General features: G+C 38.9%; 27 protein-coding genes and 1 pseudogene. 5 read left to right on the forward strand and 23 right to left on the reverse strand.

Annotated elements, in window-relative coordinates:
- The 3 genes from HMPREF2887_RS09435 to HMPREF2887_RS09445 all read left to right on the forward strand — a co-directional run.
- Nucleotides 1-1,553, forward strand: a 1,553-nt coding sequence (locus HMPREF2887_RS09435; protein ID WP_084741143.1) for an amino acid ABC transporter substrate-binding protein/permease, incomplete at its 5' end; no start/stop codon positions are given.
- Entirely contained in the window at nt 1,553-2,293 is a 741-nt protein-coding gene (locus HMPREF2887_RS09440) for an amino acid ABC transporter ATP-binding protein (RefSeq protein ID WP_003024883.1), read from the forward strand. The genes HMPREF2887_RS09435 and HMPREF2887_RS09440, both read left to right, overlap by 1 nt.
- Before the next feature lie 422 nt (nt 2,294-2,715).
- A complete protein-coding gene (locus HMPREF2887_RS09445) occupies nt 2,716-4,251 on the forward strand; it encodes an ATP-binding cassette domain-containing protein (RefSeq protein WP_021001595.1) in 1,536 nt (511 codons plus the stop codon).
- A gap of 20 nt (nt 4,252-4,271) precedes the next feature.
- Here HMPREF2887_RS09445 and HMPREF2887_RS09450 read toward each other — a convergent pair whose 3' ends face one another.
- The 19 genes and pseudogenes from HMPREF2887_RS09450 to HMPREF2887_RS09535 form a co-directional block, all read right to left on the reverse strand.
- Nucleotides 4,272-6,020, reverse strand: coding sequence for an ABC transporter ATP-binding protein (locus HMPREF2887_RS09450; RefSeq protein ID WP_057489628.1), 1,749 nt, complete (start codon nt 6,018-6,020; stop codon nt 4,272-4,274).
- Nucleotides 6,001-7,746, reverse strand: a pseudogene (locus HMPREF2887_RS09455) (ABC transporter ATP-binding protein). Before HMPREF2887_RS09455 ends, HMPREF2887_RS09450 begins: the two are co-directional and overlap by 20 nt.
- A gap of 172 nt (nt 7,747-7,918) precedes the next feature.
- Nucleotides 7,919-8,626 (reverse strand): glucosaminidase domain-containing protein, encoded by a 708-nt coding sequence (locus tag HMPREF2887_RS09460; protein ID WP_003027979.1) that lies wholly within the window; start codon nt 8,624-8,626, stop codon nt 7,919-7,921.
- A gap of 122 nt (nt 8,627-8,748) precedes the next feature.
- Nucleotides 8,749-9,336 carry a ribosome biogenesis GTP-binding protein YihA/YsxC gene (yihA, locus tag HMPREF2887_RS09465; protein ID WP_057489627.1) on the reverse strand — a complete coding sequence of 196 codons (588 nt, stop codon included), beginning with the start codon at nt 9,334-9,336 and terminating at the stop codon, nt 8,749-8,751.
- An 11-nt stretch (nt 9,337-9,347) separates the two neighbouring features.
- The gene (clpX, locus tag HMPREF2887_RS09470) at nt 9,348-10,580 is read right to left on the reverse strand and encodes an ATP-dependent Clp protease ATP-binding subunit ClpX (RefSeq protein WP_021001590.1); all 1,233 of its coding nucleotides are present in this window, start codon (nt 10,578-10,580) and stop codon (nt 9,348-9,350) included.
- A 38-nt stretch (nt 10,581-10,618) separates the two neighbouring features.
- A complete protein-coding gene (locus HMPREF2887_RS10195) occupies nt 10,619-10,792 on the reverse strand; it encodes a hypothetical protein (RefSeq protein ID WP_003024903.1) in 174 nt (57 codons plus the stop codon).
- Nucleotides 10,792-11,304 (reverse strand): dihydrofolate reductase, encoded by a 513-nt coding sequence (locus tag HMPREF2887_RS09475; protein WP_021001589.1) that lies wholly within the window; start codon nt 11,302-11,304, stop codon nt 10,792-10,794. The genes HMPREF2887_RS10195 and HMPREF2887_RS09475 overlap by 1 nt, the downstream gene beginning before the upstream one ends.
- A gap of 184 nt (nt 11,305-11,488) precedes the next feature.
- The gene (locus HMPREF2887_RS09480; RefSeq protein WP_021001588.1) at nt 11,489-12,328 is read right to left on the reverse strand and encodes a thymidylate synthase; all 840 of its coding nucleotides are present in this window, start codon (nt 12,326-12,328) and stop codon (nt 11,489-11,491) included.
- A gap of 85 nt (nt 12,329-12,413) precedes the next feature.
- Nucleotides 12,414-13,631, reverse strand: coding sequence for a voltage-gated chloride channel family protein (locus HMPREF2887_RS09485; RefSeq protein WP_003024910.1), 1,218 nt, complete (start codon nt 13,629-13,631; stop codon nt 12,414-12,416).
- A gap of 15 nt (nt 13,632-13,646) precedes the next feature.
- Nucleotides 13,647-13,910, reverse strand: a complete 264-nt coding sequence (locus HMPREF2887_RS09490) for a chorismate mutase (RefSeq protein ID WP_003024913.1) — start codon at nt 13,908-13,910, stop codon at nt 13,647-13,649.
- A 38-nt stretch (nt 13,911-13,948) separates the two neighbouring features.
- On the reverse strand, nt 13,949-14,791 hold the full coding sequence (locus HMPREF2887_RS09495) for a hypothetical protein (RefSeq protein WP_021001587.1): 843 nt from the start codon (nt 14,789-14,791) through the stop codon (nt 13,949-13,951).
- Between the two features lie 197 nt (nt 14,792-14,988).
- Nucleotides 14,989-15,624: a Pr6Pr family membrane protein gene (locus tag HMPREF2887_RS09500; RefSeq protein WP_021001586.1), complete on the reverse strand. Its 636-nt coding sequence runs from the start codon at nt 15,622-15,624 to the stop codon at nt 14,989-14,991.
- A gap of 7 nt (nt 15,625-15,631) precedes the next feature.
- Nucleotides 15,632-15,970, reverse strand: a complete 339-nt coding sequence (locus HMPREF2887_RS09505; protein WP_021001585.1) for a zinc ribbon domain-containing protein YjdM — start codon at nt 15,968-15,970, stop codon at nt 15,632-15,634.
- Nucleotides 15,971-16,054: 84 nt separating this feature from the next.
- Nucleotides 16,055-16,294 (reverse strand): hypothetical protein, encoded by a 240-nt coding sequence (locus tag HMPREF2887_RS10625; RefSeq protein WP_261673924.1) that lies wholly within the window; start codon nt 16,292-16,294, stop codon nt 16,055-16,057.
- Entirely contained in the window at nt 16,284-17,024 is a 741-nt protein-coding gene (locus HMPREF2887_RS09510; protein ID WP_261673925.1) for an aminoglycoside phosphotransferase family protein, read from the reverse strand. The genes HMPREF2887_RS10625 and HMPREF2887_RS09510 overlap by 11 nt, the downstream gene beginning before the upstream one ends.
- A gap of 532 nt (nt 17,025-17,556) precedes the next feature.
- Nucleotides 17,557-18,453 carry an RluA family pseudouridine synthase gene (locus HMPREF2887_RS09520; RefSeq protein ID WP_021001583.1) on the reverse strand — a complete coding sequence of 299 codons (897 nt, stop codon included), beginning with the start codon at nt 18,451-18,453 and terminating at the stop codon, nt 17,557-17,559.
- Nucleotides 18,443-18,904, reverse strand: a complete 462-nt coding sequence (lspA, locus tag HMPREF2887_RS09525) for a signal peptidase II (protein ID WP_021001582.1) — start codon at nt 18,902-18,904, stop codon at nt 18,443-18,445. The genes HMPREF2887_RS09520 and lspA overlap by 11 nt, the downstream gene beginning before the upstream one ends.
- Entirely contained in the window at nt 18,901-19,809 is a 909-nt protein-coding gene (locus HMPREF2887_RS09530; RefSeq protein WP_057489626.1) for a LysR family transcriptional regulator, read from the reverse strand. The genes lspA and HMPREF2887_RS09530 overlap by 4 nt, the downstream gene beginning before the upstream one ends.
- A gap of 151 nt (nt 19,810-19,960) precedes the next feature.
- The gene (locus HMPREF2887_RS09535) at nt 19,961-20,401 is read right to left on the reverse strand and encodes a hypothetical protein (RefSeq protein ID WP_021001580.1); all 441 of its coding nucleotides are present in this window, start codon (nt 20,399-20,401) and stop codon (nt 19,961-19,963) included.
- 172 nt (nt 20,402-20,573) lie between these two features.
- Between HMPREF2887_RS09535 and HMPREF2887_RS09540 the strand changes: the two genes are divergently transcribed.
- A complete protein-coding gene (locus tag HMPREF2887_RS09540) occupies nt 20,574-20,831 on the forward strand; it encodes a metal-sensitive transcriptional regulator (protein ID WP_003024959.1) in 258 nt (85 codons plus the stop codon).
- Nucleotides 20,832-21,406: 575 nt separating this feature from the next.
- Nucleotides 21,407-21,895 carry a prolyl-tRNA synthetase associated domain-containing protein gene (locus HMPREF2887_RS09545; protein WP_070670328.1) on the forward strand — a complete coding sequence of 163 codons (489 nt, stop codon included), beginning with the start codon at nt 21,407-21,409 and terminating at the stop codon, nt 21,893-21,895.
- Between the two features lie 48 nt (nt 21,896-21,943).
- Here HMPREF2887_RS09545 and HMPREF2887_RS09550 read toward each other — a convergent pair whose 3' ends face one another.
- The 4 genes from HMPREF2887_RS09550 to HMPREF2887_RS09565 form a co-directional block, all read right to left on the reverse strand.
- Nucleotides 21,944-22,240, reverse strand: coding sequence for a rhodanese-like domain-containing protein (locus HMPREF2887_RS09550; RefSeq protein WP_084741146.1), 297 nt, complete (start codon nt 22,238-22,240; stop codon nt 21,944-21,946).
- Nucleotides 22,230-23,885, reverse strand: a complete 1,656-nt coding sequence (locus HMPREF2887_RS09555; protein ID WP_057489625.1) for an FAD-dependent oxidoreductase — start codon at nt 23,883-23,885, stop codon at nt 22,230-22,232. Before HMPREF2887_RS09555 ends, HMPREF2887_RS09550 begins: the two co-directional genes overlap by 11 nt.
- A gap of 22 nt (nt 23,886-23,907) precedes the next feature.
- On the reverse strand, nt 23,908-24,213 hold the full coding sequence (locus HMPREF2887_RS09560; protein WP_003024970.1) for a rhodanese-like domain-containing protein: 306 nt from the start codon (nt 24,211-24,213) through the stop codon (nt 23,908-23,910).
- Nucleotides 24,214-24,405: 192 nt separating this feature from the next.
- Nucleotides 24,406-25,195: mucin-binding protein (locus HMPREF2887_RS09565; protein ID WP_084741149.1), on the reverse strand; the 790-nt coding region annotated here is incomplete at its 5' end.

Here is a 25,195-nt window from a genome sequence, read left to right on the forward strand (position 1 = left end):
AAAAGGGAAGCAAGTATGAATATCTGATAACAGAATTTAACGAAGCACTTGCTCAAATGAAAAAAGATGGTTCTCTTGACAAAATCATCACAAAATGGACAAGTTCTACAACTACGAAAACAACTAGTTCTACTCCAGAAACCACTACTCCTGCTGGTCAAAAAGCTACTCCTGTAAAATCAACATATACCATTGCGAGTGACTCTTCCTTTGCACCATTCGTCTTCCAAGACAGCAACAATAAATATACTGGGATTGACATGGATTTGATAAAAGCCATTGCCAAAGACCAAGGTTTCACAATTGAAATCACAAATCCCGGATTTGATGCCGCTTTAAATGCTGTACAATCTGGACAAGCTGATGGAATGATTGCAGGAATGTCTGTGACAGATGCTCGTAAAGAGACCTTTGATTTCTCAGAACCATATTATACTGCAAATGCAATCCTTGCTGTTAAAGAATCTAGCACAATTGCTTCATATAAAGACTTGAAAGGCAAAACAGTCGGCGTAAAAAATGGTACTGCTTCGCAAACCTTCTTAACAGAAAATCAAAACAAGTATGGCTATAAAATCAAGACATTCGCTGACGCTTCTTCTATGTATGACAGTTTAAACTCTGGCTCTGTGGACGCCGTTATGGACGATGAACCTGTTGTCAAATATTCCATTAGTCAAGGTCAAAAACTAAAAACTCCAATCAAGGGAACCCCTATCGGAGATACTGCTTTTGCAGTGAAAAAAGGTAGTAATCCTGAATTGATCCAAATGTTTAACAATGGTTTGGCAAATATTAAAAAGAACGGTCAATATCAAAAAATTCTTGATAAATATTTGAAAAAGACCAGCTCTGCTTCTAGCTCTTCAGACAGTACAGTTGATGAAACAACCATTTGGGGGCTTCTCCAAAACAACTATAAACAATTGTTAAGCGGACTTGGTATCACCATTGCTCTTGCGCTTCTGTCATTTGCTATTGCTATGGTCATCGGCATCATCTTTGGAATGTTTAGCGTGAGTCCCGTCAAAGCCCTCCGCGTCATCTCAGAAATCTTCGTGGATGTCATCCGTGGAATCCCACTTATGATTCTCGCAGCCTTTATCTTCTGGGGCATTCCAAATCTCATTGAATCAATGACAGGGCATCAAAGTCCGATTAACGATTTTGTAGCTGGTACAATTGCTCTTTCTCTCAATGCAGGTGCTTATATTGCAGAAATTGTCCGTGGTGGGATTCAAGCTGTTCCAGCTGGACAAATGGAAGCCAGTCGAAGTCTTGGTATTTCTTACTCAAAAACCATGAGAAAGATTATTTTGCCACAAGCAACAAAAATCATGTTACCAAACTTCGTCAATCAGTTTGTTATCGCTTTGAAAGATACTACAATCGTCTCTGCTATCGGTCTCGTCGAACTTTTCCAAACGGGTAAAATCATCATTGCTCGTAACTATCAAAGCTTCAAAATGTATGCTATCCTAGCAGTCTTTTACTTGATTATCATCACTCTTTTAACGAGACTTGCAAAACGCTTAGAAAAGAGGATTAAATAATGGCTAAATTAAAAATTGATGTCAATGATTTACATAAATACTACGGAGAAAATGAAGTTCTAAAAGGAATCACAACCAAATTCTATGAAGGGGATGTCGTTTGTATCATCGGACCTTCAGGTTCGGGAAAATCAACCTTTCTTCGCAGTCTCAACCTGCTGGAAGAAGTTACAAGTGGATCTATTACCGTGGACGGTTTCGACTTAACCGATAAAAAAACAGATGTCGACTTAGTTCGTGAAAATATTGGTATGGTTTTCCAACACTTCAATCTCTTCCCTCACATGACAGTTTTGGAAAATATCACCTTTGCTCCTGTCGAGCACAAGCGAATGACACAAGCTGAAGCAGATAAACTTGGTATGGAATTATTAGAAAAAGTCGGTCTCTCTGATAAAGCTGATGCCATGCCAGATAGCCTCTCAGGTGGACAAAAACAACGTGTTGCAATTGCACGGGGACTTGCTATGAATCCTGATATTATGCTCTTTGACGAACCTACTTCTGCTCTTGATCCCGAAATGGTTGGAGATGTTCTCAATGTTATGAAAGAATTGGCCAAGCAAGGCATGACTATGATTATTGTAACTCATGAAATGGGATTTGCTCGCCAAGTGGCAAACCGTGTTATCTTTACGGCTGACGGAGAGTTTTTAGAAGACGGTAAACCCGACCAAATCTTTGATAATCCGCAGCACCCACGCCTCAAAGACTTCCTAGATAAAGTCTTGAACGTATAATATGACTTCGAGTCTGGAACAAAAATGTTCCAGACTCGTTTACTTTCTAGAAGAAAACTCAATAACACAACAGTTGCACTTTCATTCTATTTATTCTTAGTGACAAACTTTTTTCTCGGTACTCTTTTGACATTTTATATCTTTTTTGCTACACTAAAATCAGTAAAATTCGGAGGTAAGGAGTTTATGTACAAGAAATCTATTGCTTAAAGGAAACTTTATCTAGTAGATTTTTTGTCATGCTCTTGCCTATTTTTCATAAAAGAAATTTTTTTCAAACTTCTCAATGATAATCTATTCGTTGCAAACTACTCCGTTTTGCAATGTTTGTTGGCAATCCAAAAACAAGAACAGCTCTACTAGATAAATAGGGCTGTTTTTCTTAGCTCTAAAATGACAATGAACATCATAAGGAGACATATATGCTACAAATTCGACATTTAACCATTACCCATTTAAAAGACTTCAAAAACATGGTCAATGATTTATCACTTACAGTCAATGCAGGCGATAAAGTCGGTATTATCGGAGAAGAAGGGAATGGAAAATCTACTCTTCTCAAACTACTCATGAATGACGCACTTGTTTCAGACTATATTAGTTATAGTGGAGGGATTCAGAAAAGCTATAGTCATTATGCTTATTTGCCGCAAACTTTGCCTGAAAATGAAAGAAAACTCTCCCTCAACGACTACTTCTTTGGCGATTTGGACATAGACTTAGATTACAGCAAACTTTACCGCTTTGCCCAAGAATTACATTTTGATAGCGAACGTTTTACTAGTCAGCAGACAATAGCCACTTTATCCGGTGGCGAACTATTAAAAATTCAACTTTTAAAAATCCTCTCTACTGATTGGGACCTTCTCTTTTTAGATGAGCCTTCTAATGATTTAGATCTAGATACTCTGATATGGCTAGAAAATTTTCTCCAAAATACACCTCGAACAGTTATCTTCGTTTCCCATGATGAAAGTCTTTTGAGCCATGTAGCGACAAAAATCATTCATTTGGAATTGATTAAGAAAAAACAGGAAGCTCGGACAACTGTTAGGAATCTTGATTATGAAAATTACAGCCAGCAAAGACAGACCTCATTTGAAAAGCAAACTAAAGACGCAAAAAAAGAACGAGAAGAATATCAAAAAGCAATGGCAAAACACCAGCGAGTCAAACAAAGTGTGGAGCATGTCTTGCGTCATACTTATGACAGCACAGCTGGTAGATTACTAGCCAAAAAAATGAAAAATATTCTCTCACAAGAAAGACGTTTTAATCGAGAAGCCACTAAAATGACAGAGTTACCAACACAGGCAGATGCTATCAATCTACAATTTTCTACTATTACTCCTCTGCCATCTACAAAAAGAGTAGTCACTCTCAAACAGATGTATTTGAAGGTAGGGGAACGCACCTTAGCCAAAAATATAAATTTTGAACTCTTAGGGCAGGAAAAGATTGGGATTATTGGTGAAAATGGTGTCGGTAAATCTACTTTTCTCAAAGAACTACGAAATCTATTGCAAAATAAAAGAGGCATTACACTAGGGTATATGCCTCAAAATTATCAGGATATGTTGAACGAAACCGATTCTCCAATAGATTTTCTAACATCCACAGGAGAAGCTATTGAGCGAGAAAAAATCCTCACCCACCTGGCCAGTCTGCAATTCACGCGTAACGAAGTACATCATCCCATTTCTCAACTGTCTGGTGGACAAAAGGCCAAATTGCTGCTGCTAAAAATGGTATTAGATCAGGCAAATGTCTTGTTATTAGATGAACCAACACGTAACTTTTCTCCTACTTCGCAGCCACAAATTCGAAAACTTTTTACAGACTATAGCGGCGCTATCATTACCGTTTCACACGACCGCACCTTTCTCAAAGAAGTTTGTCAGAAAATCTACCGCTTGAATGAGACAGGAATAGAGCTAGTCCGCAAAGAACAGCTATAAGTTTGTTCTCCTAGTCAATCTTAAACCGCCAAACTTCCTTGAGCCGTCTGCATTTGGTAATAAACGCCTTTTGCTTGCATCAGCTCTTGATGACTGCCATATTCCACAATATCTCCGTCAACCAGCACTAAAATGATATCTGCATTCTGAATGGTAGACAAGCGATGAGCAATGATAAAACTGGTTCGCCCTACCATGAGCTTATTAAAAGCCTCTTGAATGAGTACTTCAGTCCGCGTATCAATAGAGGAGGTTGCTTCATCCAAAATCAGGATTTTAGGAACCGCTAGAAAAACACGCGCAATGGTCAATAGCTGGCGTTGTCCTTGTGACAAAGAATCTCCTGCATCTGCTAGATAAGTATCATAGCCATGCGGCAATTGCTGGATAAAGAAATGAGCATTAGCAGCTTTAGCTGCTGCAATTACTTCTTCTCGGCTAGCCTCTGGTCGCCCAAAAGCAATATTTTCATGAATCGTCGCTGTCTTCAGCCATGTTTCTTGTAAAACCATACCAAACTGCTGGCGAAATGAGACTCTGGTATAATCTGTAATATCTCTGTCGTCTAACTTAATCTTACCCGCATCTACATTATAAAAACGCATGAGGAGATTGATTAAAGTGGATTTTCCAGCACCAGTTGGTCCAACAATAGCAACTTTGCTTCCTGCTGGAACGGTCATGTTTAAATCGTGAATCAAAGGTTTATCTTTTTCATAACCAAAACGGACGTGCTCAAAACAAATCGCACCCCGTACTGCTTCACTCGTGAGTTCTTCTTTTCCAATTTCTACAAGTTCCTTTTCATCTAAAATCATGTACAAGCGCTCTGCACAAGCAAGGGCGCTTTGTAATTCGGCCATGACAGACGAAATGTCGTTGAATGGCTTGGTGTATTGGTTGACATAATTTAAGAATGTCACTAATTGTCCAACTGTGAAACTAGAGCCGTTAATGATACGAACCGCACCAAATCCAACAACAATAGCATAAATAAGAGCATTCACGAAGCGAGTCGCTGGATTGACAGTAGAGGAATAAAAGATAGCATCCTGAGAATAGTCTGCATAGCTCTCATTGCCTTTTGTAAAATCCGTAATGAATTGCTCTTGAGCATTAAAACTTTGAATCAAACTTTCTTGAGAGAGACTTTCTTCAATGAGCTGTGTCTGAAGCCCTCGTGCCGTCGTTTGTTTTTGAAACAGCTTGTAGCTTTTACGGGCTATAAAACGTGCAATCAGCATAGATAAGGGAGTTAAAAGCAAGACTAACATCATCATGAAAAAGTCAATCCTTGCCATTGTTACAATCGTTACAAGAATAGTCAACACGCCTACAAAAAACTGATTGAAGACCATGAGCAGACCATTATTTAACTGCTCCACGTCCGTCGTCAAGCGACTCACTAAATCACCACTCCCTTGATGATCAAGATAAGCCAAGGGAAGTCGATGAATTTTTTGAATAACTGCGTCCCGAAGTTTCTGACTATAACTATAAATCAACTGATTATAGATTAAAGGATTGAGCCATTGAATCGCTGTATTGGCAACAATCACCATACCCATTTTCGAGAGAATTGGAAGCAAATGCTGACTTGCATCAGGAAGTAGAACACTATCAACTGCATTCCCAATCAAAATTGGCAAATAAATGGTCAAAGCAACCTGAACAATTGTTCCAATTGTAGCTAGTAGGAAAAGCCAGCGCTGTTGCAACAAATCACTTGCAAGGCGTTTCAGACCACTTTTAGAATACCTCGTTTTCATGCTTTTCCTCCTTACTATGTTGTGAGAGATGAATTTCTCGATAAATAGCGCTCGTTTGAAGCAAATCTTCATGTTTGCCAAGAGCGACCTGCCGACCCTTGTCCAAGACAAGTATCTGATCAGCTGCACGCAAGCTATTGGTTCGCTGTGAAATTAAAATCAAACTTGTGTTCTTTAACTGCTCTTTAATCGCTTGCAATAGTTTAGCTTCTGTTAAATAATCAAGTGCCGAAGTGGAATCATCCAGCACCAGAAAAGGTGCTTTTTGTAAAATAGCGCGCGCAATCGTCAACCGTTGGCGTTGACCACCGGAAAAATTCCGACCAAAAGCTTCTACTACTGCATCTAGCTGACCTTCTTTTTCCTGTACAAAGTCACTAGCCTGCGCAATATCAAGAGCCCACCAAAGTTGTTCATCCGTCACCTTGTCTTCCAAACCCAGCAATAAATTTGAGCGAATCGTTCCGCGGAACAATTCTGCTTTTTGTGGCACCAAACTCATCCAAGTGCGCCATTCTTTAAGATTTCGAGGGCTTCGACCATTTTTGAAAATAGCCAACTGACCAGTATCAATCGTATACAAATGCGCTAAGAGCTGCACCAAGGTTGATTTTCCTGAGCCTGTTCCACCAATCACTCCCAAAGTCTGACCAGATAGTACGTCAAACGAAATATTTTCCAAAGCTGGACTAGCAGCTTGTGGATAGGTAAAGGTAACATTTTCGGCAGAAATAGATTGAGCACCAACAGAATGCCGTATTGACAGTTCTGCTAGTACATCTTCCTCTTCCTGTTCAAAAACCTCTTGGATTCGTCCAGCGCTGATGTAACTTTGGTTCAAAGAAGTGACGAGCATAGCTAGTTTCAACAGTTCTATCAAAATTTGCAAAAGGTAATTGACTAAAGCGACTAATTTCCCTTGCGTCAGCAAATCCTGTCCAATAACTAGATTCCCATGCCAAATAACCATGACTAACGTGCTATTTACCACTAAAAAAGTCAACGGGCTCATCAAGCTAGACCAAACTCCTGTTTTTATCTGCCAGGTCTTATAAATTTCATTGGTATCTCTAAACTCATGAATTTCTTTATTTGTTTGCCCAAAGGCACAGATAACACGCATACCTTGCAGTTGCTGGCGTGTCATATTGACAATTTTATCTGTAATCTGGCGAATTTTAGCGTAAAGCGGATTCACCAAGCGTGACATGATATAGATAATGCCCGTTAGGATGACAACCATGAGTAAAAACCAGACTGTAATACTTGGACTAATCAAAAATGCCATGATTATTGAGCCAAAACAATAATCGGCGCGCGCAAAAAAAGACGAAGAAATTGATTGATACCAGTCTGAATTTGATAAGTATCACTTGTTAAACGAGTGACCAGACTAGATGTCGTCAAGCTATCTCGACTAGCTTTTGGCAAACGCATGATTTTTTGATATAAATCTTTAGTTAATTGACGTGTAAATCCTACCGCTGCTTTTGAAGAATAATATTGAGCAATAACCGCCACAACAACACCAAATGATGCTAGGACAACCAACAAAAAGACCATGGTATAAAGATGCACACTATCTTTTTTTAGGGATTGTTTGGTCCACAATTGTTGCAATCAAAATTGGCACCAATAGTTCAAAACTAGCTTCTAATAATTTAAAAAGTGGCCCCAACAAGGATTCCTTGATATAACCTTTAAAATATTTAAATAAATCTTTCATGAAATCTCTTTTCCTACACAAAACTAGTTCTATTTTATCATAATCTAGCCTTCTCTGTGATTTGTTAGCGGATACAATTATTTTTATAGGAGAATTTTTGTTAGATGAATTCCAGATAAAAAGGAGAAGAACGATGTCGCTCTCTCCTACTAAATTTCTTTCAAATAAAATATTATTGATGACGATTTGCCCAAGCAACATCCAAATCTAACACTTCTTGTGTTGTGTATTGTTGGCGATAAGGATTGTAGACTTTGTTAGTTGTTGCAACATTGGTTGCTTGCACATTTGGTACATCGTATTGTGTCAAATTATATTGTTGAATCAAATTATTCAACTTAACATTATAGCTTGTATCCGTTGCATAGACACCTGTTAAAGCAGCAGTCGCATTCATATAGCTAGTCGTATTACTCTTCCAAGCATAAGTGTAGCGGCTATGTTTTAAAATCGCCACATAGTCTTGTAAAGATTCAACATAACTTGGATAGGATCTAAATTCTGCATTGACATTATAACTATTTCCTTGTCCATCATCTTCTAGTGTAGGCATTGTGGCTGACTGACCAGCATACTGTCCTTTGATGCCAAATAAATTATGATGAGGAGCGGCTGACAAAGCGGAACGTCCAGAATTGCTTTCCAGAATGGCTTGTGCAATCATAACCGAAGCATACAAATCATTCTCTTGTCCCAATTGACGAGCAGTCTCACCAATTTGTGAAATAAACACTTCTGTTTGGGTCAACGGACGTTGGTAAGTCTCGTCATTGGCACTAGCTGGGTGAACTTGCTTGGACAAAACTGCACTAACCAATAAAGCAGCGGTCACCAAAGCTAGAACTGTTAAAATTCCTTTTTTCAATTTTTTCTTTCTCATAGCTTATTTCTCCAGTATAATATATTTTGATTATAACATAAAATTCCCAGTTCTTAGTTACAATTTAGTGACAGATTCATTATAAAAAACCGAGAAAATGATTCTCAGTTTTTCTTCAATTCCTAAATTTTTTCCAAAATCGCATCCCAAGCTGCATCTAAACCATCTTTATTAACAGATGAAAAAATAATAAAATCATCATTTTTATCAAAATCTAACTTTTTCTTAATGACTGATTCATACTTGTTCCATTTGCCGCGTGGAACTTTGTCAGCTTTCGTGGCTACGACAATGACTGGTATTTCATAATATTTGAGAAATTCGTACATTTGTACATCGTCTGCACTTGGCTCATGCCGAAAATCCACTAGACTGACAACTGCTCTGAGATTTTCCCTGCTCGTAAGATATTCCTCGATCATCTTGCCCCACTTCGCTCGTTCTGTCTTAGAAACTTTAGCATAGCCATATCCTGGGACATCCACAAAACGAAGTTTGTCATCAATATTGAAGAAATTCAGCAATTGCGTTTTTCCTGGCTTGCCAGAAGTTCGAGCTAGATTTTTTCGATTTAACAATGTATTGATAAAGGAAGATTTACCAACATTTGATCGTCCAGCAAGGGCAATTTCAGGAATCTCATCTTGCGGATAATGGGATTTATTTGCTGCACTTAGCAAAATTTCTGCATTGTGTGTGTTAATTTCCATTGCACACCTCTTTATGCTGTTTCTAAAATCGGCTTATCCGTTCCGTCAACTGCTTCCTTGGTGATCCGTACCAGCTTCACATTTTCTTGACTTGGAACTTCAAACATGACATCCATCATAGTTTCCTCGATGATTGAACGTAATCCACGCGCACCTGTCTTGCGTTCAATGGCCTTGTTAGCAATTTCCTGAAGAGCATCATCATCAAACTCTAGTTTAACATCGTCATAAGAAAGGAGAGTCTGATATTGCTTCACTAAAGCATTCTTTGGTTCGCGCAGGATTCGCACCAAATCATCAACTGTCAAAGGCTCAAGCGCTGCAAACACAGGCAAACGACCAATCAATTCCGGAATCAAGCCAAATTTTTGAATATCTTCAGAGATGATTTCTTGCATATAAGAACCAGTTTCATCAATGGCTTTATTATTTTGACCAAAACCGATAATTTTTTCGCCTAGACGTTGTTTAACAATTTCTTCGATACCGTCGAAAGCTCCTCCAACGATAAAGAGGATATTTTTCGTATCTACTTGAATCATTTCTTGTTGAGGGTGCTTGCGGCCGCCTTGCGGAGGTACGCTGGCAACAGTTCCTTCAATGATTTTTAGAAGCGCTTGCTGAACGCCTTCACCAGACACATCGCGAGTAATAGAGACATTTTCGCTTTTCTTCGCAATTTTGTCAATCTCATCTACATAGATGATACCACGTTCAGCACGCTCAATATTGAAATCTGCTGCTTGCAAGAGTTTCAAGAGAATATTTTCAACATCTTCTCCGACATACCCAGCTTCTGTCAAAGCTGTCGCGTCTGCAATTGCAAAAGGAACATTCAGACTTTTCGCCAAGGTTTGAGCGAGAAAGGTCTTGCCAGAACCAGTTGGCCCAATCATGAGAATATTGGATTTCTGCAATTCGACATCTTCCTCATCTTCATGATTATCATGAAAATTGATGCGTTTATAGTGATTGTAAACAGCCACAGCCAAAGCACGCTTAGCACGGTCTTGCCCAATCACATAATGATTCAAAATATTGAGTAGTTCTTGTGGTTTTGGAACTTCTGACAAGTCCGCTAGTACTTCTTCTGCTAGTTCCTCTCTGATGATTTCTTGCGCTAATTCCACGCATTCATTACAAATAAAGGCATTATTTCCTGCGATAATTTTTTGGACTTCTTCTTGGCTTTTACCACAAAAAGAGCAATAAACCATCATTTCATTCGTACGATTTGTAGGCATTTTTCACTCCAATTCTATTCGTTGTTTATTCTATTTTCTCATTTAAATAAGGTCATATAAAAAGCATGAATACTATTCACTAAATTTGTAAAAGCATTCAGCCAAAAGAGCACTGACAATCCATACCGTTTTTTACGAAAAGCTTGCGTTGCCGCCATAACACAAACGACACATAAAAGAGCCGTAAAAAATCCGAAAATACTACGTTCCATTACGACTCCTTTCTCTGAAAGGTTGTGACAGTAAAGTCATACTCATTCTTTTCATCTTTGGCATGAAACTGATGAGACAGCTCCTGAAATTTCGTCATATTAAAATCTTTCGGGAAATAGGTATCTCCTTGTAAACGAGCATGAATACGGGTAATAACTAATTCATCTATTAAGGGTTCGAATGCAGAAAAGATCTGACCGCCACCGATAATATAAAGAGTTCTTTCTTGATTCTTATACCATTTCATGACAGAATCAACATCATAAAACACCAGAACTTGCTCATTCTCTACTTGATATGATTTGTCTCTCGTCAAAATAATTGTCGTGCGATTGGGCAATACTCTGCGGTTCATCCCATCAAATGTCACTCGCCCCATTAAAATAGCCTGCCCAGTTGTCATTTCTTTAAAATGCTTGAGGTCAGCTGGTAAATGCCAAGGCAATGTGTTGTCTCGCCCAATCAAGCCATTCTCATCTTGCGCCCAAATAGCTACAATTTTCTTTGTCATTTCCTCATCCTTTGAATTGATATTTCTATTTTATCAAATTTCACAAAAAAAGGCTGATTTTAACTATCAAATCAGCACTAATTTATATTGCACAAGAAATCCGTTCTTTTATGATGTCTTGTGAAAATAGTTAGATACAGCCCTTTATTTTTTAGATTTTGAAAATCTGAAAATCACTTCATTCTCAAATGGCTAAATCAAATTTCAACTGTGGCTTAACAGGGATATAATCAACTAATTCAAAATCTTCTGCTTTAATGTCAAAAAAGTTGGTTCCGTCTGGGACATTCAATACTAATCGTGGCAGGCAATCCGTCGGTTCACGTCGAAGTAATTCTTCAGCTTGTTCAAATTGATTATCATAAATATGCAAGTTGTTGACAAAATAAAAGAATTTACCAACTTTCCAGCCAAAATGCTTGGCAATCATCATTTGCAATGCTACATACTGCATGGCATTGATGTGATGAGCTACCAACATATCATTTGAGCGTTGTGTCAGAGTTGCATCCAGATAAATGTCACCGTCTACACGGCGTACATCAAACATGGTCTGAAAAGCACACGGTAGTAGACCTTCTGTTTCTTCAAATGCTTCATAATCCCAAAGTGAGATAATATTTCGTCGATTCCAAGGATTGATTTCTAGCTGTTTCAAGATTTTATTGATAATATCATGTTTCTTAACAACAGCGCCATAGCGCAAGCCAATCGTGCGAGTATCTCCTACTTCCCAATCATTCCAATAATGAACATTGTACTTTTCTTCTAAAATATCTAAGCTATTGGATTGGTCTTGGTAAATCCAGAGCACCTCTTTGATAGCTGACTTGATAGCAATCGGCCGAAGCGTTGTAATAGGAAATTCTCCCTTGCTCAAGTCGTATTCAGCAAAAGAACCTGTAATATACTTAGAGTTAGCCACTTTCCCGTTTTTATAACGAGGGCGTGCATTTTCAGAAAAAACACCTTCAGTCAAGATTTTTCGAATATTTTCTTTAAAAATAGTATCTGCTTTTGTCATGATTTCCCTTTTCTAATATTGCTTTTTCTAGTATAACACAAAATAAAAATCTCCTACAAGTCAAAACCTCGCAGGAGAACATGCTTTAATATCGAATTTTTTGAGCTCCATAAATCGAATGCTGACGATGTAGAGAAAACGCCACCGCACACACTATGAAAAAATAGGGGAAATTAGTAAAGCCAAATACTTCACAGCCAATTAAAATCGGACCTAAGAAAGTAGAGGTCGCACTTCCAAAAACAGCAGCATAACCTAGTGCAGCAACCAAACCAACTGGAAGTCCAAATAAACTTGCTAGCAACACACCTAAGCTTGTACCAATTGCAAAAAGCGGTGTCACTTCTCCACCTTGAAAACCTGCTGATAAAGTTAAAACTGTTAGAAGTAACTTGAAGAGCCAATCATATACATAGACGGGCTGACCAGCAAAACTAGCTGCAATCAAATTTGTTCCAAGCCCTGAGTAGCGACCTTTATCTAACAGCAGAAAGACGATACTTAAAAATATTCCCATAACGACAATCCGTTTGTAGGGATTTGGAAAAATAATTGCTGCTTTCTTTTTGCTCCATGAGAGAGCATAAGCAAATAAATTGCCGCAAAGTCCAAATAAAACTCCAAGGAGCACTAATTTAATAACAAGTATTGGAGATAATCCCAAATGAGCAGAAATTGGTTGCATAAATTTTTCAAGACCTAACGCATGTGATGTCCAAGCAGCAACGAGAGAGGCTATCATGGCAGGATACAAAGCAGTCAGCTGCAAGTTTCCTACAACCAAGACTTCCATCGCAAACAAAACTGCAGCCAGTGGCGTTTGAAATAGTCCAGCAAAACCAGCAGCCATTCCTGTAACTAAAAATACTTTTGAAGTATTAGGAATAGAAAACTTCTTGCAAAACCAGTGAGAGACTGTGGCACCTAATTGTACTGCTACTCCTTCTCGACCGGCCGATCCACCAAAAAGATGCGTCAACCAAGTCGTCACTATAACAAGAGGGATTAAGCGCTTGGGAATGTGATTTTCTACACCATGCCCAACTTCAAAAATCAAGGTCATTCCTTTGCTACTTTTCCCACCATATTTCTGATAGAGAAATACAATCACTAATCCTGCAAAAGCTAAAAAAGGAATCAAATAAAGGGAATGCAAAGTGCGGACTTCACTTAAAAATATAAGCGTTCGCCCAAATATCGTATCAATAGTTCCAATTACTAGCCCCATAAGAATGGACAATACCGTAATAGCTATCACTTGATTTCCGATATTGACCCACTTTAACCTATGAATTTTTTTCATTTTATCATTCCTATATTAGATATGCCGCTCTTGATAAGCACGTGAATGTTTTAAAAGATCTGAAAAAGTCTGCACAAGGGTGTCTTCATACTGTTTTTCCTGCACACTATTTGCAACTTTCTCTAAAATAATTTGCTCACGCTGAGTATCCAATACTGCTTTCCCGGTCTGACGCTTGTAAAGAGCTACTTGGCTCACTAACGCCATTCTTTTCTCTAACAAGGTAATCAAGTCTACATCTATTTGATCAATTTCTTTTCTAATTTCTGCTAAATCCATAGCTGCCTCCTAATTACTTTCTATCTTATCAAAATCTTTTACAATATGCTAGTGGTCGTCCTATCTCTACCATCTAGCTCAAGCACTTTTTCATATACCTTATCATTCCATTTTACCAGTCCATCGTTTTGATAATCTAAATAATGAATCCTGTTTTTTAAATAATTTGGAATAATACCTTCAAATTCCTTTTTATTTTGACTTGCAATAATGCAGACACAAAGACTGAGATCTAACAATACCTCATCTTTCACTTTTGCTGCATGATAACCATCAAATACATAGCCCTTTTGATTCACAATAGTTTCATACCAGAAATGAAAACTAACACCAGGTATGAAAGCTTCTTCCAGATCGACTTCCGTGGGATTTCTTTCTAGCAATCGTTCCATTGCTAACCTATAACCAGATGTCGTATTAGACCACCCAAACATGACATAGTCAAAATAATCCGCTGGATCACCTGCTGCATTTCGTTTATCTTGTACTAATTGCTCACCAGTCAATCCAAAAACTTTTGTAGCAGACAGTAATTTCCCAGTTTTTAATATCTTTTTAGCAGTTTCTACAGTACAAGTATGGCTGAGATGGTTGGAAGTTACACATTTACCGTCTACATTAAAAGTGCCTGCTTCTCGTTTATCCTTCGGAATAAATGGAAACTTTTCCTTGCTATTCGCTATATAAGAGTACACTTGGTGTTGCAAAGCAATATTTTCACACTCGATTTTGGTCGTTCTACCATACATTTTTTCATATGCCACGAACTTGGCAATTTTTTCCAATTCCCATTTGTTAATTTCAGGATAATCTACTAAGGCTAAATGGTAAATCCCCTGCCATTGAAGGCTAAAATCATTTTTACAAATTTTTACTTTCATACATATAATACCTTTTTCATCATTTTTCACATTTATGCTTATTCTATTAATTATACACCTATCAGTCATAAATGGTTCTATAATTATAGATAATGATAGAAGTTTTGACTAGCTTCAAACAATTTTATTTTTCAACAAAAAAGCCTGAAGAAAATAACTAAAAAGTGTTTCTTCAGACACAATCTGCTTTTTGTGTATTAGGATAATGATTTTCTACGTGAGAAAACAGACATGAATCCAAAAAGCAAAAAGCTCGCCAATAGATAGCCGATAAAGATTTTAAGTGACCACTGTAAAACATAAGGCCAGCCATATTTTGGGATATTTAAAAAAAAGTAAGCAAAAGGACTGTCCTTAGCACCTGGAATAGGCCACTTGATAACCAAGCCATTAAACAGAGCAAAAACCATGTAAAGCAAGGGAACACTCGTCCAAGCAACAGGGTCATACCATCGATATTGTAAACGTTTATCAAAAAGCAAGGTATCTGCTAAAAACCACAATGGGACAATGTAATGGCATAGAAAATTTTCCAAGCGATAAAAATCAGTTGCTAAAGGAGCAAGCATAAAATGATAAATAACACAAGTAATCATGATACACATGGTCACACCACCCTTTATCCGAAAGAGTGATTTCGTTTGCCAATGATTTTCAGAACGCGCCATTAAGTATAATAAATATGCTGTGAAAGCTGTTACGATAATGTTAGACAAAACAGTATAATACATGAGCATGCCAAAACCACCATGCTTTGTAATTTCAAGATAAACTCCCACAAACCCTAAGAGAAAGAGCACCATACGGCTATAAAAAATTACATTTCGCTTCATTTTGACCTCAGATTTTCTTAACAAATTCTGACTTAAGTTTCATCGCACCAAAACCATCAATCTTGCAATCAATATTATGGTCGCCTTCTACAATCCGAATATTTTTCACACGCGTCCCTTGTTTCAAATCCTTTGGAGCACCCTTGACTTTTAAATCCTTGATGAGAGTAACAGTATCTCCGTCCACAAGTTGATTGCCATTTGCATCAATCGCTTTGATGTCAGCATCTTCTTCATCGACTTCAGCCGGATTCCACTCATAAGCACACTCAGGGCAAACGAATAGTAACCCATCTTCGTAAACATATTCTGACTGGCATTTTGGACAATTTGGTAATTGATTCATCTTCTCTCCTTGCTAATACTTAGAATTTATGATGCCTTCCCATTTTACTATAAAATAAAAAATTTGACAAATGAGAGAAATTGACTAATTTTTAAAAGAAATGTGATGGTTTAAATAATCTATCATTACTTTTTCTTTTGTAAATTTTACCTTTTGATACTTCATTAAGGCACTATTCTTTTGATTTTCTACCAAGTAAAATAAATGAATCTCTAAAAAACGTTGCAAAGCAAAACGATAACAAAGCTCTGGATTAATATCCCTAGTATAATTTGAAAAAAATAAGTTAGCCAATTCAGGAAATGACGAAACATCAGTTTTCAAAGATAATCCCCCATAAAAATGTTCCAATATCTTCCTCTGGAAGGGAATAACGTGCATCACCAAAGTCTAGAATAGTTAATTTACCCTTGTGAAAAAGAATATTGTCAGCGTGCAAATCGTTATGAATAAAAAGGGCAGGCTGTGCTTGTTTCGCTTTCTCCAAAATACTTGTGTTTATTTGAAACAATTCCCAATAATTTTTATAATTTGAAATATCCTTTTCTAATTCCTTTTCGTAAGAGAATAACCTGATATGCAAACTAGAAACCAAATCATCATAGACTGGAATTCTCTGATATTCTATACAACTTTCCTTTGAGAAATCATGAAAATGGACGATCTTTTGGGCTATCTGAGGAATTATATTCTTCTCAAAGGAAATGGTTTTTCCTTTTAAATAGACAGATTGCATCACATATAGAATACCTTTATTAACATTTAATGAGAAGATCCACTCTCCGTCCTGAAAAGGAAGGTAAGCAAAATCATTTAGTTCTTCCTCATACAACGCATTTACAAATTGAATTTCTCTTTTCAAATAAGATTTTGCCTCATAAAAAAGTGGGGAAGTCTGGGGAAGATAAAGAATACGCACGACAACTCGTTCATTCATTACATAATTTAAATTTTCAGTCCCGCCTGATAATGGACGCAATGATATATCTTCACCATATAACTCTCGAAGTAAGTTTTTGATTAATATTTCATTTTGAAATGGTTGAAAAAACATTTCCCACTCCTCCAAACTTTCACACTAAAGTATACCACAAAGTTCTATGGTTCAGTTTCCTCGAGTTCCTGAGTACGCTTATAAAACACAGCAACGGCTTTGATAATTTTTCCTCTGAAAACATCTGCTTCAAGGCTAGCCGCCTCTACCATCTCAAGCGAATCTGATATAACCTTTTCTATTAAATTCATGCCCTTTGCATCTGGATAATGAATAGGATTTGCCGTATAAAACTATCAACATCAATCAATAGAACCAACAACTCTACCTGCACCATGAATGCAATCTGTGTGCTCAATGTATCATCATTATTACTAACTTTTAACTCAACAACAAAAACCATATCATTTTTATTGATGAGGGGAACATCTCTCCGATTAAACAAGATAAAGATTAATTACTTGGGTATGCATTTTTATAGCGTCACTTACCCATAAAATCATTTTTATTCTCTACCAAGCCTGATATACTGCGTTATTACACCAAAATTTTAAGCAAAATAAAAAGAAATGAAATACGATTCCTTTATGTTTCACTTCTTTCCTTTTCGCAATTGTTCTAGCGTTTCTTGGAAAACGATTGGCACTTCTGCTGTAAATTCCATGATTTTTCCTGTCTTAGGATGAGTAAATCCAAGCGTTCTGGCATGCAAAAATTGCCCATTCCCCTTCAAGGTTTTTCGTGGTCCATACACGCCATCCCCTGCTACCGGATGACCAATATAAGCCATGTGCACACGGATTTGGTGGGTACGACCTGTTTCTAATTGCAATTCTACTAAAGTATAATTCCCAAAGCGCTCTAAAACGTGAAAACGAGTGATTGCTGGTTTACCTTTAGCTGTAACAGCTTGCTTCTTGCGATCTTTTTCACTTCGCCCAATTGGTGCTTCAATAACACCTCTATCATTTGGCAAATTGCCATGCACAATAGCCCAATACTTCCGTAGAGATTTTTTAGCTTTTAATTCATCAGCCAGCTTGATATGCGCATCATCGTTCTTGGCAATCATCAACAATCCGGATGTATCCTTATCAATCCGATGAACAATTCCAGGGCGCAAAACACCATTGATACCGGACAAATCCTTGATGTGGTACATCAGCGCATTGACCAGCGTTCCGCTCGTATGCCCTGCACTGGAATGCACCACCATACCTTGAGCCTTGTTCACCACTGCAACATCTTCATCCTGATAAACAATATCTAGTGGCAGATTTTCTGCAACATATTCTAGTGCTTCTGGTTCGGGCAATTCATAAGTAATCACGTCGCCTGCCTTGACAGCATACTTGGCTTTCTTCACTTGTCCGTTGACTAAGATTTGTCCATTTTTGATTTGTTCATTGGCAAGGCTGCGGGATAATGGTGTCAAATCAGCAACCGCCTTGTCCAACCGTACACCGCCAATCTCTACTTTAACTTGCATTGTCCTCTTCCTTTAACATCATCACTATCAGCACAAGCACGCCAATCGTCAGATAACTATCCGCAACATTAAAAATTGCAAAATTGATAAAATCGAGCTGAAACATATCCACGACAAAACCTTGGCGCATGCGGTCAATAAAATTTCCAATTCCCCCTGCAATAATCAAGCACAAAGCAGACAGCAGCCAGACAGAACCTTTGATGTGCTTGCTCAAATACCAAATAGCAGCTCCAATCACCACTAAAGTAATTACCGCAAACAACCATTGCTGGTTCTCCAGAATTGAAAATGCCGCTCCTGTATTTCGCAAATAAGTCAAACTCACAATCTTTGGAATGAAGGGCTTTACTTCACCTAATTGAATGTTTTTAACAATTTCAAACTTGACCCATTGATCCAGCGCAATCAAAGCCACAATCACAATCGGCACGGTCACTTTTCGTTTCATTTTTTACCTCTTTTTGCAAAATATTCTTCCATCACAGCAACAAAAGCAGCGCCGACTGGAGACAATTCTACATCTTCGCGTTTGACATATACCATGCGGTTTTCCAAATTGTCTTTTAACCGAATCACCGTAATGCCGTTTACACTATTGCTATCCAAAAATCCAGAGCCTGTCGCATAAGCATCTGTCCGCTCCAAAATACCATTTAAAGTAGCACGGTCCGTCACATTAAACATCTGCGAACTGGCGCTGGTGTCCACGAAATTCTCTGAATAATAGAGATATTCGTCCTTTTCCTGTGTAAAACGAACCGTCGGCAAATCTGCCAAATCGTCCATAACCAGCTCCTCTTTCCCAGCTAAGGGGTGATCCGCCCGCAGATAAATGTGTGTCTGAAAAGGAATCAAATCTACCACTTCCAGCCCCAATTTATCCATCCGCTGCATCATTCCCTTGGTATTTTGGTTATTCAGATAGATAATGCCAATCTCGCTGTGTCCTTGTGCGACTTCGTTTAAAATCTGCACCGTTGTAGATTCAAAAATTCGGAAATTCTTATCTTTTGGATAGCGTTTGGCAAATTCTGTTATCAGAGGCGGCAAGAAATCATAGTGCTGGCTGGCAATGGAAAATTCTGCTTTTTCTTCCTCTGGATTGGCATACTGATTTTGAAAGATATCAAATCCTTTAACCAATTCTTGAGCTTTTTCGTAAAATTCCATCCCTCGACGTGTCAGAAATGTACCGCTACTCGTTCTGCGAAATACTTTAAAACCCAGTTCTTTTTCTAATTCTCGAACCGCAATGGATAAGCTCGGCTGGCTGACATACATTTTCTCAGCGGCTTCACGAAAGGTGCCACTATTGGCAATGGCTACAACATAGCGCAGTTGTTGAATATTCATCCTTTTATCCTCTTTCAAGTGTTTTATCATTATACCATAAATCAAGGCATAACTAAACCGTCATACACCCATGAAATCCAGTCGTCGCTTCTTTCATATCTTCCTAATAAAGCAGATAAAACAAGTTGTTTTTGGCTGCTGCAAGTGACATTCAACTTCTTTCACTCATGTAGCGGCTTATCTCATCAGCTGTCAATTTTCGCACTTCTGTATTTGGATACTCTTTGTATTCATGAACGGTAAAAACAGGTGCCAGCAATGGGCATGTTTTATCCTTATTCTTTTTTAAAAATACTTGTAAATCTTCTTTTGCCGCAAAAATTTTATAAGACAGCCTTCCCTTGCTATTTTCTATTTCATAAATACCGCATGGCTTTTTCATCGTATAATCAGCGGTTCGCAAGTATAGCTTTGCGATTTCTAATGATTTAAACGGAAAATGCCACCTTTGCAATCCTCTCTTTGGGTCTTTTTCAATGCAGATACACCGCCCACATGTTCCGCAAATATACTGCCTATGGTGTTGCAAACAATCCAAAGGATTCAGTAAAGGCGTTCTTCTACTTTTCCTAGAATAACATTCTTGACACATGTTTACCTCCTGTTACTGACCGACATAGATGGATTCTATCATGGTGAACATCCAAGTTTGACACAAACCGTTCACATCATCCCCCCTCATTATATCATAAAGAAAGAGCGAGAACTTTGACAAAGAGGTCTATTCAAGATATAATGTAAAAAAATAAACTGAGGACAAGGACATGGCAAATTCAAAGCTTATTACGCGGCTGAAACGCTCCGAAGGACAACTGCGCGGCATTCAAAAAATGATAGAGGAAGAGCGCGACTGTGCGGACATTATCACCCAATTAACCGCTGTTCGCTCTAGTGTCGAGCGGGTCATTGAGTTGATGATTACTGAAAATCTCACTGAATGTCTCAATCACCCTTTGGACGACCCCGAAGCACAAAAAGAGCGACTAGAGAAAGCCGTCCAATACCTTATCAAGCGAAAATAACCTCAGCAGGCGACGAAAACTGCTGAGGTTTGTTTATTTACGGTACACAATATAAGGGATGATTCCAACTATCACTTTTTTAGAAAAATAGAACTGCACAATGGGCAAAAGTAGTTCTTAAAGGAGTGTGTCTGCCCGGCGGACGAAGTGAACCTGTTTCTAGGCAAGTCGTCAGCCCGGCGGACAGAGCAAACTTGTTTCGAGGCAAGCTGTCAGCCCGGCGGACGGAGTGAACTTATTTCTAGGCAAGTCGTCAGCCCAGCGGACAGAGCAAACTTGTTTCGAGGCAAGCTGTCCGCTCGGCGGATGAAGTGAACTTGTTTCTGGGCAAGTCGTCAGCCCGGCGGACAGAGCAAACTTGTTTCTAAGCAAACCATCCGCTCGGCGGACGGAGTGAACTTATTTCTAGGCAAGTCGTCAGCCCGGCGGACGGAGTGAATTACTTTTAGGACAGACTATCAACCCGGTCGACGGAGTGAACTGCTTTTGGGGGCAGGTTGCCAACCATTGAAAGAAAAGTCCTCCTCAATATGGTATAATAAGAGTAATAAAACAAATCAAAGGAGGCAAGTAAAATGGACTTATACGCAAAAGTAGAAGAAACCTTAAACAAGTTAAACATTCCATTTGAAATCGTGGAACACGAACCGGCACTTACGACTGAGCAGGCAGACAGCTTTATCGAAGGCATTGAAGGCGTCCGCACCAAAACGATGTTTCTCACTAACAAAAAGAAAACTGCTTACTACTTGCTCATCATGGACGACAAAAAGCGCTTGGACATGGACTTGTTTAAAGAACTGGTAAAAGCCAATAGAATCCGCATGGCATCCGCTGACAGTCTGTTTGAAAAAATGATGTTGCCAGCAGGCGTCGTCTCTCCATTTGGATTGTTAAACAATGCCGATAAAGACATTCAAGTCTATTTTGACAAAGAAATCATGTCAGAAAAACGAATGAGCTTTCATCCCAATACCAATGAGAAAACACTCTTTTTAAACACAACAGACCTACTCAAATTCCTAGAAGCCATTGGCTACGAAGCTCATATTGTTGAATTGTAATACGAATAAACCCGATTAAGACAGCACTTAATCGGATTTTCTTTTATTTTACTCCACCTCTCCGGGCCAGATATTCATGCCCCCAGCTACATTGGTTACATCAAATCCTTGCGCACTTAAAAACTGACACGCAGCCGCAGAACGTGCGCCAGATTGACAGATGACATAGTATTTCTCCTGCTGGTTCAGTTGTTTGTAGCCCGTCTCAAAAGTGCTTAATGGCAGATTTTTTGCCGTCGGCACGTGTCCCATTTGAAACTCATAATCTTCTCGCACATCAAGAATGGATAAGATTTCTGTCTGATATTTTTTATAAAATTCAGGCATGCTGATGCTAGTTTCCATATTCTACTCCCTCTGGTTTTACCATTTTGTACAAGGCAAAGGCGCCGTCTAGATTTTGAACAGAAAATCCTGCTTGTTTGAGAATGCGCTCGGCAATATAGCTACGAAGTCCACTATGACAGCTCACGATATAATCCTGCGACTTGTCTAACTCTCCTAAACGCTCACGCAATTCATTTAAAGGAATGTGAACCGTATCCACTTTCAAACGACCTTGTTGAAGCTCACTAGCCGTCCGCACATCTAGGAACTTCTTACCAGCAGCTAGTTCATCTTCCAATTCATACCACTGGATATTGTCGCTCAAACCTTCTACCAAGTTTAAGGCTGCATATCCCAGCATATTGACCGGATCTTTAGCAGAGCCAAACGGTGGCGCATAGGTAAATTCCAACTCTGGCAAATCAAAAATGGTTAGATTGCCTTTGATAGCCGTTGCCAAAATATCAATCCGTTTATCAACGCCTTTTTTCCCAACACCTTGTGCACCGTAAATTTTGCCACTTGTTGGCTCAAAGAGGAGTTTCAAGGTCACATCAGTCGCACCCGGATAGTAGCCAGCATGATCCTTACCACTGACATGAATAACTTGATAAGGCAGGCCATTCATACGAAGAATGCGCTCGCTCAGCCCTGTTGAAGCTGCCGTCATGTCAAATGCCCGAACAATAGCTGTACCAATGCTGCCTTTATTCTTGCGAGCTACCCCAGCAATCACGTCCGCCACTTGGCGACCTTGACGATTGGCAGGCGAAGCCAATGAAATCAGCGCATCTTCTCCTGTAATCTCTTGCTTAACCACAATCGCATCGCCGACTGCATAAATATCAGGTTGACTGGTTTCGTAACGCTCATTGACTAAGATACCGCCACGCAGTCCCAGTTCAATACCTGCCGCCTGTGCCAAAGCATTCTCCGGTTGCACCCCGACAGACAGAATGGTCACATCAGAAGCAATCTTTTGCCCATTTTCCAGCACAATGACCTTTCCCTTGTCCTCAAACCGCGTAGCATACTGAGAAGTAATTACTTGAATACCGTTTTTCAACAATTCAGCCTGAACAAAAGCAGCCATTTCTTCATCAAGCGGTGGCAAAACATGCGGTGCTTTCTCAACAATTGTCACATTCAAACCACGCTTACGAAGATTTTCTGCCATTTCAAGCCCAATGAATCCAGCACCAATCACCACAGCTTCTTTTGGTTCTTTCTCCAAAGCCAACATAATCTCATCTAGGTCAGGAACATTACGTAAAGTATAGGTATTTTCAGCTGTTTCCAAACCTTCAATTGGAGGCACAAAAGGCTTTGCCCCCGGAGATAAAATCAACTTATCATAACTCTCTGTAAATTCCTTTCCGTCATGCCGAACCGTCACTATATGTTGATCTGGTGAGATAGCCGTCACTTCATGGAAAGGTCGCACATCTAAACGAAAGCGTGCCTTTAAACTCTCAGGCGTTTGCACTAACAAGTCTTCCCGCTCAGCAATTTCTCCAGAAACATAGTAAGGCAGACCACAGTTCGCAAAGGAAACGAATGGTCCCTTTTCAAAAATAATAATCTCAGCGTCTTCTTTTAGCCGTCTTAAACGCGTCGCTGCAGACATTCCACCTGCAACTCCACCAACAATGATAATTTTCATTCAACTTCCTCCTTTATCACTTTTAAACAACTTTTCCGGTCCAAGCACTCATACCGCCTTGAACATTGACAACATCATAGCCTTTTTTCTTTAGCTTTTTGGCTGCCATTTTGCTCCGCACACCGGAATGGCAAATGACATACAGTGTTTCATTTGTTGCTGGCGTGTATCTTGCGATTTCATTGAGTGGGACATTCTTTGCGCCTTTGATATGACCACGCCGATATTCAGACGGTGTTCGTACATCTAGCAGTTGAATCTTCTCTTTTAATTTTTGTTCCAATTCACTTGTAGAAATACTATCTATTTTCGTAAATAAGTGAAACATAAGCACCTCCATTTATACCCTTATGGGGTATATTAAACCATGAAGACTTTCTTTTGTCAAGCATATTGTTTCAATCTTTTAACAAAAAAAGGAAGCTTCACAAATCAACTATGCCAAGTTGCTTGTAAAGCTTATCCTTTCTATCGAATGATTCAACCTTTAGTTTACTTTTATATGTTTACAAAAGGTTCATCAATCTTCTTTTTTTCGATGACCAACTAAACCTAAAGCTGATAAAAGTAAACCGATACCTGTCAGCATTGTAAGAGTTGAACCATCTTGTACATCACCTGTGCTTGGTAAGATTTCTGTTTTCGTTGGAGTTGCTTTTGTAGGAGTCGTTGGTACAACTGTCGGAGTAGTTGGCTTGTCCGGCGTTGACGGAACTACTGGAGGAGTTGGTTTATCTGGAGTTACTGGGATCGCAGTATAATAAACATCCTTAACCATATCCTCTTGAGTGACTGTTTCTGCCGAAACAGTTGCCACATCTACTGTGTAGCCTGGAATGACTGGAGATGGAACAGCGTCATAGGTTGCCTTGTCAGCTACCCAATCCGTAGTCTTCACAACATCTCCCGTTACCTTATCTTTCGTCACCGTCCGTGTCCAAGTTGCTGTTTGCACATTATCGGCTGGTGTCTGGCTACCTGCTCCATGATAACGAACCATCAAGCTCACTTTCTTGCTTTCTTGACTTTCTGCTGTGCCATGTTTCAAGTGAACCGTCACGTTTTGATCATGACTGCTATCAAGGTCGAACTTAGCTGGTAATTCGTCTTTAGAAACCAATTCATAGCCTTTATCTGTGTACCCTTTGACAACTTGATCATACTTCGTTTTAGCAGCTGCTGGAAGAGCTGAATCTGACTCTCCCGTCGTCAACTCTACTTGGTTTTCCAGAGTGGTGCCTGTCGTATCATCAATAACTGTATAAGTTACTTTTTGATTTCCCAACACTTCCTTATAAACGTACGTCACT

The organism is Streptococcus sp. HMSC071H03, assembly GCF_001813035.1.
In the GTDB taxonomy this organism is placed as follows: domain Bacteria; phylum Bacillota; class Bacilli; order Lactobacillales; family Streptococcaceae; genus Streptococcus; species Streptococcus anginosus.

Bases quoted from the DNA above. Each gene is read 5' to 3' on its own strand.
- HMPREF2887_RS09440 (WP_003024883.1), top strand. From the start codon at position 1,553: ATGGCTAAATTAAAAATTGATGTCAATGATTTACATAAATACTACGGA.
- HMPREF2887_RS09445 (WP_021001595.1), top strand. From the start codon at position 2,716: ATGCTACAAATTCGACATTTAACCATTACCCATTTAAAAGACTTCAAA.
- HMPREF2887_RS09450 (WP_057489628.1), bottom strand. From the start codon at position 6,020: ATGAAAACGAGGTATTCTAAAAGTGGTCTGAAACGCCTTGCAAGTGAT.
- HMPREF2887_RS09460 (WP_003027979.1), bottom strand. From the start codon at position 8,626: ATGAGAAAGAAAAAATTGAAAAAAGGAATTTTAACAGTTCTAGCTTTG.
- yihA (WP_057489627.1), bottom strand. From the start codon at position 9,336: ATGGAAATTAACACACACAATGCAGAAATTTTGCTAAGTGCAGCAAAT.
- clpX (WP_021001590.1), bottom strand. From the start codon at position 10,580: ATGCCTACAAATCGTACGAATGAAATGATGGTTTATTGCTCTTTTTGT.
- HMPREF2887_RS10195 (WP_003024903.1), bottom strand. From the start codon at position 10,792: ATGGAACGTAGTATTTTCGGATTTTTTACGGCTCTTTTATGTGTCGTT.
- HMPREF2887_RS09475 (WP_021001589.1), bottom strand. From the start codon at position 11,304: ATGACAAAGAAAATTGTAGCTATTTGGGCGCAAGATGAGAATGGCTTG.
- HMPREF2887_RS09480 (WP_021001588.1), bottom strand. From the start codon at position 12,328: ATGACAAAAGCAGATACTATTTTTAAAGAAAATATTCGAAAAATCTTG.
- HMPREF2887_RS09485 (WP_003024910.1), bottom strand. From the start codon at position 13,631: ATGAAAAAAATTCATAGGTTAAAGTGGGTCAATATCGGAAATCAAGTG.
- HMPREF2887_RS09490 (WP_003024913.1), bottom strand. From the start codon at position 13,910: ATGGATTTAGCAGAAATTAGAAAAGAAATTGATCAAATAGATGTAGAC.
- HMPREF2887_RS09495 (WP_021001587.1), bottom strand. From the start codon at position 14,791: ATGAAAGTAAAAATTTGTAAAAATGATTTTAGCCTTCAATGGCAGGGG.
- HMPREF2887_RS09500 (WP_021001586.1), bottom strand. From the start codon at position 15,624: ATGAAGCGAAATGTAATTTTTTATAGCCGTATGGTGCTCTTTCTCTTA.
- HMPREF2887_RS09505 (WP_021001585.1), bottom strand. From the start codon at position 15,970: ATGAATCAATTACCAAATTGTCCAAAATGCCAGTCAGAATATGTTTAC.
- HMPREF2887_RS09510 (WP_261673925.1), bottom strand. From the start codon at position 17,024: ATGTTTTTTCAACCATTTCAAAATGAAATATTAATCAAAAACTTACTT.
- HMPREF2887_RS09520 (WP_021001583.1), bottom strand. From the start codon at position 18,453: ATGCAAGTTAAAGTAGAGATTGGCGGTGTACGGTTGGACAAGGCGGTT.
- lspA (WP_021001582.1), bottom strand. From the start codon at position 18,904: ATGAAACGAAAAGTGACCGTGCCGATTGTGATTGTGGCTTTGATTGCG.
- HMPREF2887_RS09530 (WP_057489626.1), bottom strand. From the start codon at position 19,809: ATGAATATTCAACAACTGCGCTATGTTGTAGCCATTGCCAATAGTGGC.
- HMPREF2887_RS09535 (WP_021001580.1), bottom strand. From the start codon at position 20,401: ATGTGTCAAGAATGTTATTCTAGGAAAAGTAGAAGAACGCCTTTACTG.
- HMPREF2887_RS09540 (WP_003024959.1), top strand. From the start codon at position 20,574: ATGGCAAATTCAAAGCTTATTACGCGGCTGAAACGCTCCGAAGGACAA.
- HMPREF2887_RS09545 (WP_070670328.1), top strand. From the start codon at position 21,407: ATGGACTTATACGCAAAAGTAGAAGAAACCTTAAACAAGTTAAACATT.
- HMPREF2887_RS09550 (WP_084741146.1), bottom strand. From the start codon at position 22,240: ATGGAAACTAGCATCAGCATGCCTGAATTTTATAAAAAATATCAGACA.
- HMPREF2887_RS09555 (WP_057489625.1), bottom strand. From the start codon at position 23,885: ATGAAAATTATCATTGTTGGTGGAGTTGCAGGTGGAATGTCTGCAGCG.
- HMPREF2887_RS09560 (WP_003024970.1), bottom strand. From the start codon at position 24,213: ATGTTTCACTTATTTACGAAAATAGATAGTATTTCTACAAGTGAATTG.